Annotated in this window: 13 protein-coding genes; 10 read left to right on the forward strand and 3 right to left on the reverse strand. The window is 39.8% G+C overall.

The window, feature by feature from the left end; translation table 11 throughout:
* Positions 1 to 39: 39 nt before the first annotated feature.
* Complete coding sequence (locus FTV04_RS01360) at positions 40 to 1,464, reverse strand: PLP-dependent aminotransferase family protein (protein WP_180088470.1); 1,425 nt, start codon at positions 1,462 to 1,464, stop codon at positions 40 to 42.
* Between the two features lie 197 nt (positions 1,465 to 1,661).
* Between FTV04_RS01360 and FTV04_RS01365 the strand changes: the two genes are divergently transcribed.
* Positions 1,662 to 2,477 carry a hypothetical protein gene (locus tag FTV04_RS01365; protein ID WP_180088263.1) on the forward strand — a complete coding sequence of 272 codons (816 nt, stop codon included), beginning with the start codon at positions 1,662 to 1,664 and terminating at the stop codon, positions 2,475 to 2,477.
* Positions 2,478 to 2,687: 210 nt separating this feature from the next.
* On the opposite strand, the gene FTV04_RS01370 is transcribed toward FTV04_RS01365, so the two are convergent.
* Both FTV04_RS01370 and FTV04_RS01375 read right to left on the reverse strand, forming a co-directional pair.
* Entirely contained in the window at positions 2,688 to 2,846 is a 159-nt protein-coding gene (locus FTV04_RS01370; protein ID WP_180088265.1) for a hypothetical protein, read from the reverse strand.
* Positions 2,847 to 2,967: 121 nt separating this feature from the next.
* Positions 2,968 to 3,849, reverse strand: a complete 882-nt coding sequence (locus FTV04_RS01375) for a LysR family transcriptional regulator (protein WP_218949878.1) — start codon at positions 3,847 to 3,849, stop codon at positions 2,968 to 2,970.
* Between the two features lie 163 nt (positions 3,850 to 4,012).
* Between FTV04_RS01375 and FTV04_RS01380 the strand changes: the two genes are divergently transcribed.
* From FTV04_RS01380 to FTV04_RS01420, 9 genes are all read left to right on the forward strand, one after another.
* Positions 4,013 to 5,530 carry a CoA-acylating methylmalonate-semialdehyde dehydrogenase gene (locus FTV04_RS01380; RefSeq protein ID WP_180088269.1) on the forward strand — a complete coding sequence of 506 codons (1,518 nt, stop codon included), beginning with the start codon at positions 4,013 to 4,015 and terminating at the stop codon, positions 5,528 to 5,530.
* Positions 5,531 to 5,545: 15 nt separating this feature from the next.
* Complete coding sequence (mmsB, locus tag FTV04_RS01385; protein WP_180088271.1) at positions 5,546 to 6,439, forward strand: 3-hydroxyisobutyrate dehydrogenase; 894 nt, start codon at positions 5,546 to 5,548, stop codon at positions 6,437 to 6,439.
* 91 nt (positions 6,440 to 6,530) lie between these two features.
* Positions 6,531 to 8,186: an AMP-binding protein gene (locus FTV04_RS01390; RefSeq protein ID WP_180088273.1), complete on the forward strand. Its 1,656-nt coding sequence runs from the start codon at positions 6,531 to 6,533 to the stop codon at positions 8,184 to 8,186.
* 121 nt (positions 8,187 to 8,307) lie between these two features.
* Positions 8,308 to 9,435, forward strand: a complete 1,128-nt coding sequence (locus tag FTV04_RS01395) for an acyl-CoA dehydrogenase family protein (protein ID WP_078190717.1) — start codon at positions 8,308 to 8,310, stop codon at positions 9,433 to 9,435.
* An 80-nt stretch (positions 9,436 to 9,515) separates the two neighbouring features.
* Positions 9,516 to 10,289, forward strand: coding sequence for an enoyl-CoA hydratase (locus FTV04_RS01400; protein WP_180088275.1), 774 nt, complete (start codon positions 9,516 to 9,518; stop codon positions 10,287 to 10,289).
* 23 nt (positions 10,290 to 10,312) lie between these two features.
* Positions 10,313 to 11,338 (forward strand): enoyl-CoA hydratase/isomerase family protein, encoded by a 1,026-nt coding sequence (locus FTV04_RS01405; protein WP_180088277.1) that lies wholly within the window; start codon positions 10,313 to 10,315, stop codon positions 11,336 to 11,338.
* Positions 11,339 to 11,539: 201 nt separating this feature from the next.
* On the forward strand, positions 11,540 to 12,877 hold the full coding sequence (locus tag FTV04_RS01410) for an MFS transporter (protein WP_180088279.1): 1,338 nt from the start codon (positions 11,540 to 11,542) through the stop codon (positions 12,875 to 12,877).
* Positions 12,878 to 13,396: 519 nt separating this feature from the next.
* Positions 13,397 to 13,633: a VF530 family DNA-binding protein gene (locus FTV04_RS01415; protein ID WP_180088281.1), complete on the forward strand. Its 237-nt coding sequence runs from the start codon at positions 13,397 to 13,399 to the stop codon at positions 13,631 to 13,633.
* A gap of 128 nt (positions 13,634 to 13,761) precedes the next feature.
* Positions 13,762 to 14,460 carry a DUF1826 domain-containing protein gene (locus FTV04_RS01420; protein ID WP_180088283.1) on the forward strand — a complete coding sequence of 233 codons (699 nt, stop codon included), beginning with the start codon at positions 13,762 to 13,764 and terminating at the stop codon, positions 14,458 to 14,460.
* The last annotated feature ends 82 nt before the right edge of the window (positions 14,461 to 14,542 follow it).

Raw genomic sequence — 14,542 nt, forward strand, 5'->3', positions numbered from 1 at the left:
ACAATATCCGTTTGAGCATAATAATGACAATAAAAATTGTCAAATATTCATCTGATCTGAGGAAAGTGCAGAGATTGTACTAAGGAGGGCATCTAAAGCCTGTTGAATCTCATCCTTCCATGCAAAGGAACAATTTAAACGGATATATTGAGTTTTGGCTTCTGATACGTTAAATAAACGGCCTGGAGCAACGCCGATCTGCTGGTGAATTAGGGCTTCATAGATTGCCATACTTTCAACGTTTTCTGGTAATTTTAACCAAAGAAAATAACCACTTGGATGATATTGTAATTTGCATCCAGTCGGTAGGCGGCTTTCCAAATAACGGTAAAACTGTAATTTATGCTGTTGTAGACTTTTTCTTAAGACCCTTAAATGTTTTTCATAATGATAATTTGAAATAAATTCCACCAAGGCATTTTGCAATAAGGTATTAACGGAAATCGTGCTCATAAGCTGTAAGTGTTGAATCGCTTGAGAATATTTACCCGCATGCACCCAACCGACCCGAAATGCAGCGCCCAACGTTTTAGAAAAAGAAGAGCAATGTAAGACCATATTATTTTGGTCAAAATATTTCATTGAAACGGGCTTCTTAGAGGCATAATGCATTTCCTCATACACATCGTCCTCAATTAAATGCACATGATATTGGTGTAATAACACGGCAATTTTTTGCTTGATTTCATCACTCACTGTGAAGCCAACAGGATTATGCGAATTCAGCATCAGCCAGCAGATCTTGACGGGATAAGTTTTTAAAATATGTTCAAATGCGGTTAAATCAAAACCGTCTTGTGGATGTTCAGGTAAGGTCACCACTTTAAGGCCTAAGCGCTCAGCAGCTTGCAAGGCGCCATAGAAAATATTTTGCTGTAACACAATATAATCACCCGGTGAGGCTATGGCCTGTAAGGAAAGATTCAGTGCATCCATACAGCCTGAGGTAATCACAATATCCTCTGGATCTGTGGCAATGCCTTGCATGCAATAGCGCTGTGCAATTAACTTACGTAAGGCTAAATTACCGGGTGGAAGATTATCAATGGCATCGTAACTTTTGGGATTCCTGGAGATTTGCCCCATGATTTGGGTTAACTTTTTAGAAAAAACAATGTCTTGAGCTGGAAAGGCTGAACCCAATGGAACGATTTTTTCATCTTGTATCGATTTTAAATACTTAAAGACCAGTGAGTTAATTTCAACAGGAGTGTTTAAGGACACGATTTGAGTTTGTTCAGCCTCTATTTCGACTAAGCCTTGCGCCACATAGTAGCCAGATTTCTCGCGCGCATAGATCAAGCCACGCGATTCTAACTCCTGATAAGCATTCATGACCGTGATTAAACTAAAGCCGGACAACTGTACTTGTTCACGTAAAGAAGGGAGTTTTTCGTGCGCTTTTAAAGTGCCATTTTCAATCAGTTGACGTAGGTGCTGTGCGAGCTGTTCCGATTTATACATAGTCATCAACAAGTCAAGATTCTGTTATAAATATATCAGTAAAAGTTTCCCAGCATTATATTTTTATAACAGATGGGTCGGTACTGTTATATGTTTTTTCAAATTCACTGTATCTAGTTTTAAGCTTGAATTTTTTATAAGGTGCATTAACCACAACACTTGTGGCGTCAAATGGTATGGAAGTTAGGGAGTTGACTATGTTTAAAGCCAGTGAATTAGAACTGTTACAACATTTACTGGTGGGTGTTCCATTGACAGATTCAACGCTGCATCTGTTGCAACAACAGCATACTAATTTAGAAGCAGTACTTTTACGCAGTCGAATTTTACGACAAGTACAGCAAGTGGGCTATGTCAGTATTTGTCAGGAGCATATGCACGCCAAGGCTGAAAATGCGGCTTTTTTATTTGCACCTTTTATCCTAGCGAATTTGAATCAGAAGGTGATGTACGCTACACCGCAAAGCCCTGAAAATGTTGCGATATTGAATCGTTATTATCATGCTGAGGCTAAACTTAGCGCATTTAAAGTTGATGATGTTTTATCGGGACTAAATGTCTACATTGAGCTACATAATGAACAACTATCGCCAGCAGAATACTTCTATTTTAGTTTGATCAATAGCTTATGTAATCCGAAAGTTTCCAAAATCATTTGTATTACACATCTACATATCGACTTAGAAAAATTAAATCAGCTTGCTGAATATTTAGATGTTGAAATCCATGTCTTGGCGGATAAAACGGAAGAGATTGATTTTGATCTAAATCAAATCAATATGTTAAAGCTGCTATTTAAAGACAAAGATCAGCAATATATCGATTTATGCCAAAAATTTTCGTTTATTAATGCGAAAATTTTACAACGATTGGGTTTATATGAATTTGATCGTGCGCAAGTCTTGGTAGAAGACATGTTTTATTCAGAACACATCTTTGAAAAAATGTCGGTCTACGGTGAATATATTCAAACACATCTACAGCACCAAGTTAAAAAGCAAAGTCCTGCATAAGCGATTCAGATGGGCAAGTAATTTTATAGCTGTAATTTGATCACTTTAAAAATGCAAAAAAGCTTGTAAATGTAGACTTACAAGCTTTTTTTAAATTTAAAACCAAATTATTTGGCTTAATGATCAATTCATTATGAACTGATCATGAGCGAACATGAAATGTAAGATATACATGCAATAGCGAGTTGCAATAAGCGAATAGATTATCGTTTAAGGTAGATATGAATTATCTGCACCAACGACAAACGCTACACCAATACAGAATAAAAGCACATAGATCGAGAACCAAATAATGGCACGCTTAAAGGCCTTATCTGAAATTTCACTGTCTGCAAATTTTTGCGGTTTTTTAGGCTCTTGATTGCTCATAAGATGTACTCTAAATCCCTAGTGGTTATAGGTGATTATTGGGGTATATCGCTTGAAAGCATAGATACAACATTCATCTAAATTTCTATAACAGTTATAGTTTGGAAGGTAGCTTCATTTCTTAATCCATTAATAAATTATGATATTGGTCGGTTCTTTTTCTCAAAAAGTCCCAAACCAGTTTAATACGCGGCTCATGCTGTAAATCGACTAAGGTCAGCATCCAAAAGGTATGCACAAAACGAACATCTTGCGCCAAGACTTGTTCTAATTCGGGTTTTTCCTCGGCCAAAAACTTGGGCAATATTGCCAATCCTGCACCCGCACTCACAGCAATTTGTTGAGCCAAAATACTACTACTTCTAAAGTTTGCATTGAGCTGAATAGGTAAACGTTCTAAACAATACAGTTCTGGGCTATAGACTAGATCATCTATATAGTTCACAAAAGTGTGTGATTTTAAATCTTCTAATGTATGAATGGGTTGCGTGTTTTTTAAGTATTCTTTACTGCCATAAATCTTTAAACAATAGTCTGCCAGTCGAGTAATTATATAGGGGCCTGATTTCGGTCGATCGATGGAAATAACAATATCTGCTTCACGATGTGAAAGCTTGATCATTTTCGGTACAGGAATAAGGTCGATAGTCAGCAGAGGGTATTTTTTGGACAATTCTGCCAAGAGCTGTGTCAAAAATGCCGTTCCAAACCCTTCGGGTGTGCCAATTCGCACACGACCTTGCATAGGTTGGTTGGGTTTTTCGATTTGTAAAAATGCCTGTTCCATTTGTTCAACGCGAGGAACCAGTGCCAAACCTTCTAAAGTGAGTTCATAACCTGTGGCTTCACGTTTAAATAATGGCGTGCCTAAAGCCAGTTCTAGCGCATGTATACGTCGAGAAACCGTACTGTGCTCAACACCGATAATACGTGCGGTATTGGTTAGGGTTTTCGCACGAGCCAAAACCAAAAAATACTGTAAATGATCCCAATCTACTTTCATTGTTATTGTCATCCCTGTGCATATTTGCACATCAATCGTGCGTGAATCTCTATTGGTAGTCAAAATTTTCTTTGCTAGTTTGAAGTGAATTGGAAAATATAAATATAAGGCTTTTGGATATTTTCTAAGTCAGTACAAAACAATAAGTGCCTATGGAGAGGTCATGAACACAATGTCAAATATTCAGTCTGCGACGGCTAAATTATTAATTAACGGTAAATTTGTAGAGTCAAACACTACAGAGTGGCAAGACATTCTAAATCCTGCAACTCAAGAGGTTTTGGGTCGTGTTCCAATGGCGACTATGGAAGAAGTGGATGCAGCGATTGCTTCAGCGCAAGAGGCGTTTAAGACTTGGCGCTTAACACACGTACAAGCACGTATGCGCATTATGTTGAAGCTACAAGATCTGATCCGTAGCAATATGAAAGACATTGCCCGTGTACTGACTGCTGAGCAAGGAAAGACGCTAGCAGATGCTGAAGGTGATATTCAACGTGGTTTAGAAGTCGTTGAGCATGCGTGTTCGGTTGGCACACTTCAAATGGGCGAATATATAGAAGGTGTTGCACGTGGTGTGGATACCTATACTTTGCAGCAACCTTTGGGTGTATGTGCAGGAATTACGCCATTTAACTTTCCTGCGATGATTCCACTGTGGATGTTCCCAATGGCCATTGTCAGTGGAAATACCTTTGTCTTAAAGCCATCTGAACAAGATCCATTGTCGACCATGATGCTTGTAGAACTTGCGATTGAAGCCGGTATTCCAGCAGGTGTATTAAACGTAGTTCATGGTGGTAAAGACGTTGTTGATCGTTTATGCACACATCAAGCTATTAAGGCCATTTCATTTGTAGGCTCTACGGCTGTTGGTACACATGTATATAACCTTGCAGGACAGCATGGAAAACGTGTGCAGTCGATGATGGGGGCTAAAAACCATGTGGTGGTGATGCCAGATGCCAATAAAGAACAAACTTTAAATGCTCTCGTTGGTGCAGCATTTGGTGCGGCAGGTCAGCGTTGTATGGCTTTGTCGGTTGCTGTCATGGTTGGTGAAAGTAAAGAATGGGTCAATGAACTGGTTGAAAAAGCCAAAACGCTGAAGGTTAATGCAGGGCATGAGCCGAATACCGATATTGGCCCAGTCATTTCACCTCGCGCAAAAGCACGTGTACTGGATTTAATTCAAAGCGGTGTAGAACAAGGCGCAGAGCTGTTGCTGGATGGTCGTGATGTTCAAGTCATCGGCTATGAGCAAGGAAACTTTGTCGGAGCAACGATTTTTAATCAAGTTTCAACCGATATGCGCATCTATACCGAAGAGATCTTTGGACCCGTATTAGCCATTATTCATGTCGATACTCTGGAGCAGGCGATTGAATTGATTAATGCCAATCCATTCGGCAACGGTGTTGGACTATTTACACAAAGTGGTGCAGTTGCTCGTACATTCCAAAGCGATATCGATATTGGTCAAGTGGGTATCAATATTCCAATTCCTGTACCTGTACCTTTCTTTAGCTTTACAGGATCGCGTGGTTCAAAACTGGGTGACTTAGGTCCATATGGTAAGCAAGCAGTTCAGTTCTATACACAAACCAAAACCATCACCAGTCGTTGGTTCGAAGATACACAAGAAAAAGGTGAAGTGAATACCACCATTAACCTACGTTAATTTAGGAGTTCAAGGATGAATATTGCCTTTATCGGTTTAGGAAACATGGGCGGAAAAATGGCCCAAAACCTACTCAAAGCAGGTTTTACGGTTTACGGTTTCGACTTAAGCGAAATTGCGATTCAGCATTTTACTGAAGCAGGTGGCATTGTTTGCCAAAGCCCACAAGATGCAGCGAAACAAGCAGATGTTGTGATTAGCATGTTGCCTGCTGCCAAGCATGTCAAAGAAGTGTATTTGGGAGAAAATGGTGTATTGGCGGTAATGAAAGCAGGAAGCTTATGTATCGATAGCAGTACCATTGATCCGCAAACCATTAAGGACATAGCCGAGGTAGGTGCTGCATATCAGATAAAAATCTGTGATGCACCTGTTTCAGGCGGAACTATTGGTGCTCAGGCAGGTACATTAACCTTTATGGTCGGTTCGGATGATCAAACCTTTGAAAAAACCAAAGCGGTATTGGGCCACATGGGTAAAAACATTGTGCATTGTGGTGATGTGGGTGCAGGTCAAATTGCGAAAATTTGCAATAACTTGATTCTTGGTATTTCCATGGCAGCCGTTGCTGAAGGTATGGCGCTCGGTGCGCGTCTGGGGATTGATCCTCAAGCCTTAGCAGGTGTGGTGAATAGTTCGAGCGGACGTTGCTGGAGTTCGGATGTATGTAATCCATGGCCGGGTATCTCAGCAAATGCACCTGCAGGACGTGGCTATACCGATGGTTTTGCAACGCAGTTGATGTTGAAAGATTTAGGATTGGCTGTAGAAGCCGCAGGACAAGTCAAACAGCCGATTATTTTAGGCGGACTGGTTCAGCAAATGTATCAACAGCTGTGTTTACAAGGTAATGCACACTTAGATTTTTCCAGCATCGTGCAGCAATACTTACCTAAGGACGCTGAATAATCGCATTGAATTTTTAAATCTAGCCTAGGGATGGCTAAAAATACTAACACTCGTGTCGGAATAACAATAAATTGAGACTGAGGTAGATAAGATGTCGAATTATCAAGATGTTGCAAAGGCATTTGACTTAAATCATGCTGCCAAAGAAATGTTATCAGGCTCTTTAGAGCAATTAAATGCATGTTATGAATGCTGCGACCGTCATGCGATTGATCAAGATAAGGTTGCACTGTATTGGCAAGGCAAAGATGGGCGGAAAGAACAATATACCTTTGCAGAGCTGCAACAGTGGTCAAGCCTATTTGCCAATTTTTTAAAGTCACAGGGTGTGCAAAAAGGTGATCGTGTATCGGGTTTATTACCCCGTACAGTTGAATTACTTGTGGTGATTTTAGGGGCTTGGCGAATAGGTGCTGTATATCAACCGCTATTTACCGCCTTTGGCCCCAAAGCCATTGAACATCGTTTACACCTTGCACAAAGCAAATTGGTGATTAGCGATGTTGGTAATCGCAGTAAATTAGATGAAGTTGCACATTGTCCTCAAATCGTTACTGTTGCAGATCTAGCGGGTCAAGGGATACAACAGGGAGATTTAAACTTTTGGGATGAAGTAAACGCACAGTCTACAGATTGTGAAATTGTCCTACAGAGCATCAATGATCCATTTCTTTTGATGTTTACTTCAGGTACTACAGGTCCTGCAAAACCTTTAGAAGTCCCGCTCAAAGCCTTAATCGCTTTTGGTCAATATATGAAAAATGCGGTAGGGCTACGTGAAGATGATTCGTTTTGGAATATTGCCGATCCGGGTTGGGCTTATGGTTTGTATTACGGAATTACTGGGCCACTTTTACTTGGACATGCAACACTCTTTTACGAAGGTGGTTTTAGCATTGATAGTTTGTGTCAGATCGTAGATGACTACAAAGTGACGAACCTTGCAGGCGCACCGACAGCGTATCGGATGATGATGGCAGCTGATCCTGAACAAATGGCAAAACTCAAAGGGAAATTTCGAGTCGTCAGTAGCGCTGGTGAGCCGCTTAACCCTGAAGTGTTCCGCTGGTTTAAACAAGTTTTAGATGCACCGATCTTTGACCATTATGGTCAGACTGAAGTTGGTATGGTGGTGTGTAATCATCATGGCTTACAACATGATATTCGCGCAGGTGTCGCAGGTTATGCCAGTCCGGGATATCGCGTGGCGGTTGTTGATGAACAAGGGCAAGAGTTAGCTGCAGGAACGCCGGGAGTGCTTGCCGTCGATATCAGTCAATCACCGATGATGTGGTTTGGTGGCTATAAAGAAAGTCGTAAGTCACCCTTTTTAAAGCATTATTACCTCACGGGTGATACCGCAGAATTACACGCAGATGGCAGTATGAGCTTCGTTGGTCGTAATGATGATGTGATTACAACATCAGGTTATCGTATTGGGCCATTCGATGTAGAAAGCGCTTTACTTGAGCATGATGCAGTGATTGAAGCTGCGGTCATTGGTGTACCTGATCCTGATCGGACAGAAATCGTAAAAGCTTTTGTGATTTTAGCTGAGCATGTCACAGCGTCAGAAGAGTTAGCAGAGCAACTAGGGCAATTTGTGAAAAAGCGCTTATCTGCACATGCTTATCCACGATTGGTGGAGTTCGTTCAAGAACTACCGAAAACCCCAAGCGGAAAAATTCAGCGTTTCTTATTAAGAAATCAAGAGATTGCGAAACAATCCACGCAGCATGCAAGTTAAAAGACGCAACGATTAACCCTAAATGAATGCCGAACAATCAGGATCAGGAATCAAGCTTTCATTCATTTCCAATCATTTTTAAATTGGATGAAAGCAATTGATTGATGTACAGGAAGATAAGATGCAATTTACCGAAGAACAATTATTAATTCAGGACATGGCACGCAGTTTCGCACAGGAACAAATTAAACCTCAAGCAGCTGAATGGGATAAACACGGAACTTTTCCCAAAGCGGCTTTAGCGCAGATGGGGGAACTGGGTTTATTGGGTATGTTGGTATCAGATGAATGGGGTGGTTCAGATACAGGTAATCTTGCCTATGTTATGGCTTTAGAAGAGATTGCCGCGGCCGATGGGGCAACCTCAACCATTATGAGTGTACATAACTCGGTAGGCTGTGTTCCTATTGCTAAATTTGGCACAGAAGAACAAAAGCAGAAATATTTAGTGCCTTTAGCACAAGGCAAAATGATCGGTGCATTTGCATTAACTGAGCCACATACGGGTTCAGATGCTGCTGCCATTAAAACTCGTGCAGTAAAAGATGGCAATGAATGGGTGATTAATGGTGCTAAGCAGTTTATTACCTCTGGACATAATGCAGGGGTCATTATTGTTTTTGCTGTGACTGATCCAAGTGCAGGGAAAAAAGGCTTGAGTGCTTTTATTGTCCCAAGAGAAACACCCGGTTATGAAGTGATTCGTACTGAAGAAAAGCTTGGATTACATGCCTCAGATACCTGCCAAATTGCACTAACAGACGTGCGAGTGCATGAAAGCCTAATGTTAGGAAAAGAAGGTGAAGGTTTGAAAATCGCCTTATCAAATCTAGAAGGCGGTCGTATTGGTATAGCGGCGCAAGCAGTTGGTCTTGCACGTGCAGCATTAGAAGAAGCAACCCGATATGCCAAAGAGCGTATTACCTTTGGAAAGCCGATCTTTGAACATCAGGCAGTTGCGTTCCGATTGGCAAGTATGGCAACAGAAATAGAGGCCGCACGCCAATTGGTCTATCACGCGGCACGTTTAAAAGAAGCAGGACAACCTTGCTTAAATGAAGCGTCTATGGCCAAGCTTTTTTCATCTGAAATGGCTGAACGTGTTTGCTCAGCAGCATTACAAGTCTTTGGAGGTTATGGCTATCTCAAAGATTTCCCGATAGAGCGTATATATCGTGATGCACGTATTTGCCAAATCTATGAAGGTACGAGTGATATCCAACGTTTAGTAATTGCCCGCAGCTTATAACGTTGTCATTAAGACATTTAAAACGACAAGGCTTCAGACGAAGCCTACTCATAAATATTGAACATATATAGGGATCTCACATGCAATTTGAAACGATTCTGCTCGAAAAGAACAATGGTGTTGGACTTATTACTTTAAATCGTCCTCAGGCCTTAAATGCGTTGAATAGCACAATAATTAAAGACCTTAATTTGGCCTTGGATGATTTAGATCGAGATCCAACCATCGGTTGTATGGTTATTACAGGTTCAGAAAAAGCCTTTGCCGCTGGTGCAGATATTAAGGAAATGGCTGAACTGAGTTTTCCGAATATTTATTTGGATGATTTTTTTCATCTGGCAGATCGAATTGCTCAGCGCCGTAAACCTTTAATCGCAGCTGTCTGTGGTTATGCGTTAGGTGGAGGCTGTGAGTTAGCGCTCATGTGTGACTTTATTTACTGTGCCGACAATGCAAAATTTGGTTTACCAGAAGTAACTTTGGGTGTAATTCCAGGAATAGGTGGTACACAGCGTTTAACGCTTGCTATTGGTAAGGCCAAAGCCATGGAAATGTGTCTGACTGCCAGACAAATGGGCGCAGTAGAAGCAGAGCAGAGTGGTTTAGTTGCTCAAGTCTTCCCTAAAGAGGAGTTAGTCGAAAAGACCTTAAATGCTGCTAAAAAAATAGCCGAAAAATCTGTAGTGGCAACCATGATGATCAAAGAGTCAATTAACCGTGCATTTGAAGTCAGTTTGCAAGAAGGTTTACGCTTTGAACGTAGAACATTCCATTCGATTTTTGCAACTCAAGACCAAAAAGAAGGCATGCAAGCATTTGTTGAAAAGCGCCAAGCCAATTTTAAAAACAATTAAAAATAAAAAAGGATTATATGGATATGAGTACAAATAACTTAATGATTGAAGAACATGTACATTTAGGCCAAATCAGTTTAGATCGCGTGGCAAGTTTAAATGCCTTGTCTTTGGAAATGATCCAAGGCATTCAACAGCAATTAGCACTATGGGCTGATCAAACCATTATTCATGCCGTACTTATTCGCTCAAATAGTCCTAAAGCATTTTGTGCAGGTGGAGATATTCGTTATCTCTATGATAGTTATATGAATGGTAAAGAAGATCATCAAGCTTATTTTCAAGCTGAGTATGAAATGCTGAATACCATTCGTGCCTATGAAAAACCCATTATTGTCATACTCGATGGTTATGTACTTGGTGGTGGATTTGGCTTGGCGCAAGCATGTCATGTGCTTATCAGCAGCGAAAAATCTAAATTTGCCATGCCTGAAACTGCCATTGGATTTTTCCCAGATGTGGCTGCGACACACTTTTTATCCCGTTTAGATGATATTGGTGTGTACATGGCAATTACGGGTGATCAAATCAGTGCCAGCGATGCGTTATATCTAGATTTGATTGACTACCATGTTCCGAGTGAGCAACTTATTCAATTAGAAGAAGATTTAAGAAATTCTAAGCAACTAAGTAAGGAAAATATTGAACAATTGATTGCGAAATATATTACTCGACCAGCGGAAAGTGAACTTAGTCAAAATGCAGATTTAATTCGTAAGCATTTTGGTTTTGAGAGTATTGATGCCATTGAAAATAGTCTTGAAAATGAACAGCATAATGATGCTCAAGCGTGGGCGTTAAAAATACGCAATACCTTGGAACAACGTTCTCCAATTGCGAAAAGAATCAGTTTACAACTCCAGCATTTAGGTCGTGGTCTTTCACTAAAGCAATGCATGCAAATTGAACGACATTTACAAGACGTTTGGTTTCAACATGGCGATATTGTCGAAGGTGTACGTGCATTAATTGTGGATAAAGACAAACAGCCAAAGTGGCAACAATCTAGTCCGAGCTTAGATAAAATAATGGAGGAAATATCTATTTAATCAGTAGATTAATAATTAAACGGTTCAAACACGTGGTCAATATTCATATTTGATTTCATGTTCGATATGAACAAGTGACTTAGCGTAAATTAAAACATATAAGATCTAAAAAATATTGATTTTCAAGAAGAAAATCATCAAACAAATCAAGCATCGTGAAAATGCAATATAGAAATATCTTGCAGAATAAGGAAGATAACAATGCAAAATGTACAGGGAAACACAGCTCCACCAGCTAAGTCCTCGCATCGTTTAGCGGGTATTTCCAGCATGGTGGGTACAACCATCGAATGGTATGACTTTTTTATCTATGGTGCTGCCGCAGCACTCATTTTCAACCGACTTTTTTTCCCAAATCTTGATCCCTTAACTGGCGTGTTGGCTGCATTTGCTACCTATGCTGTAGGATTTATTGGTCGACCACTTGGTGGAATTGTTTTTGGTCATTTCGGCGATAAAATCGGTCGTAAATCAATGTTATTGGTCACATTAATGTTGATGGGTATTCCAACGGTGATGATTGGGTTGTTACCGACATTTGAAACCATTGGTTATTGGGCAACGGTCTGTTTAATTATTTTAAGATTTATACAGGGCATGGCCATGGGTGGAGAATGGGGCGGAGCAGTCCTCATGGCGGTAGAGCATGCGCCAGCGGGTAAAAAAGGCTTTTGGGGAAGTTTACCGCAAGCCAGTACAGGTGGTGGTTTATTGCTCGCTTCGGTAGCTTTAGGTCTAGTCTCAATGTTGCCTGAAGAAGCACTATTTAGCTGGGGTTGGCGTCTACCATTTTTAGCTAGCATTATTTTACTGGCTGTAGGTTGGTATATTCGTGTAAAAGTACCTGAATCACCAGACTTTGAAAAAGTGAAAGCTCAAACCGAATCAATTAAAGTTCCAGCAAAACAAGTGTTTAAAAATCATCCTAAGCAATTGATTACCATCATTTTATCTCGAGCTGCTGAAAATGCTTGGTTCTATTTGGCATCGACATTTGCTTTAGCTTATACAACCACACAGCTAAATATTCCTCGACAAGATATCTTGTTTGCAACGATTTGTGGTGCTGCAGTCATCATGGTTATTACGCCAATTTTTGGGCATTTGTCTGATAAAGTTGGGCAAAAAAACATGTTTAGATTTGGTTTATGCGTATTGGCTTTATACAGCTATCCATTTTTTGCGATGTTAAATACCAAGGATCCGGTATTGGTTTGGACGGCCATAGTGATTGGTATTGGTGTGGTTTTTCCTTTGATGTATGCACCGCAGTCACAGTTATTTTCACGTCAATTTCCAGCAGAAATACGTTATAGCGGTATTTCAATCTCAGTTCAATTTGCAGGCGTGCTAGGTGGCGGTTTAGCACCATTAATCGCGACGAAATTGTTGAGTATTGGTGATGGAAGTCCAAATTTAATTATTGCGTATATTTCAGGCTTTGCAGTCATTGCGATTTTTGCATCTTCATTTTTAAAGCCAGATCAAATAGAGCAAAAGACTAAAGTATTTAGTAGTGAGGAAATCAAATCTTCCTAAATCAACAATCAGGAAAACAGTAGACTGATTTAAATATAGAAATACATGTGAACTAGCCATAGCAACAATTGTTATGGCTTTTTTTTGTCTAAGGATTGTGGCAGGACAAATAATATTGTCAGTATTGCGTAGGATCTTGGCGGCACAAAATATGTTTGATGTGTAAGAGCAACAAATCAAGTTTGTTACACAGATGAAAGATTTAAGCACCCATAAATTAAAAAAGTATTAAATATCAAAGTCTTAATTATACTATTTCGTATAATATATATTATGTTAAATAGCATATCCAAGACTGTGGCCTACACAACGCATCTGTTGCCACAGCTCGACATCGTGAATCTGTAAAATTATCATTCACGATGCCGAGTACGCTAATGAACATAATATACGTTATGCCGAAATCAGAATCTTATCAATTGGCGAATCTGACGTTCCTGATGTTTAAATTCAAACCCTCTCATTTTTTCAACTCGCTCAGGTTATAATAATGGTCTCCCAAAATATGATTGATCTAATATGAGCACCTCCAATGACCCTTTACACGGCAAAAAACTTGCTGACATCTTGGATGAATTATTGGATTACTACAGTGGTTTTGAAGGCTTAAGCCGCAAAATTGAAATTAGATGTTTTTGCATAGATCCAAGCGTTAAATCATCACTACGATTCTTACGTACTACACCTTGGGCACGTGAAAAAGTAGAAAGCTTATATTTGTATGTCTTACGCCAAAAAGCCAAACAGAAAGCGTAACGATGAATGCCTATGCTCGAATAATTTTGTATAGCAGTTTATGGTTTAAGATAGAATAAAACTGCTTAATCCTTCTAGCACTTCCTTGTACGCAGTATCTTCGCCTCAGATTTAAATTGATCCCTATTATGAGCAATACTTTTTCCCAGCATCCTCAAATTGGTGTAGTCACTACATTTTCTGAATTGATTCATCGTCATTTCGAAGGTCAAATGAATGCGCTTTGCTGGCAACGCAGCATACAAGGCGACTTTAAAGAAATAGTCGAAAAACTCGAACTGATTGAAAATATAACCGAAATTTCTATAGATGATCTGATGAAGTTAACACTTTCATCGCAAGGCCATTTAGCCAGAGAAGTTATTTTAAATGATCTGCAACAATTAACAGCATTTGGTGCATCACCTTCGTTGAACTTGCTCAAATGTTATGAACGAGATGATGAATTCGATTTCATCTCAACCGATGTTTATTCTTTTCATGTCGATCGATCACCTATCGCTACCGATACCTTTTTATGTACATATTATGGTGCTTCCAGTGATATTGTGCCAAATGATCAAGTCACACAAAAAATCTTAATTCCTGAAATACGAGAGCAACTCAAAGCTTTATACGATGGTCCTGTCTCAGAATTTGATGACTTTTTAGCGGAATATTTTTTTGATTTACATTATCAGCTCAAAGACAATGCTGTGCCTGTAAATCTAGGCAATGGTCATCTATGGCGTTTGGCGGTTGATCATCCTACACAGCCAGTTTTGCCTTGTGTGCACCGCGCACCTGTTGAAAATGCAGGTGAGTATCGGCTTTTGCTGATTTGCTGATTTTAAATATTGATTGGATTCTGAGTCCATACGATCCATTCTGTCTAATGAATGAACCGTATGGGTTAATGCAATATCGTTT

Source organism: Acinetobacter sp. YH12219 (genome assembly GCF_013417875.1).
Lineage (GTDB): Bacteria > Pseudomonadota > Gammaproteobacteria > Pseudomonadales > Moraxellaceae > Acinetobacter > Acinetobacter amyesii.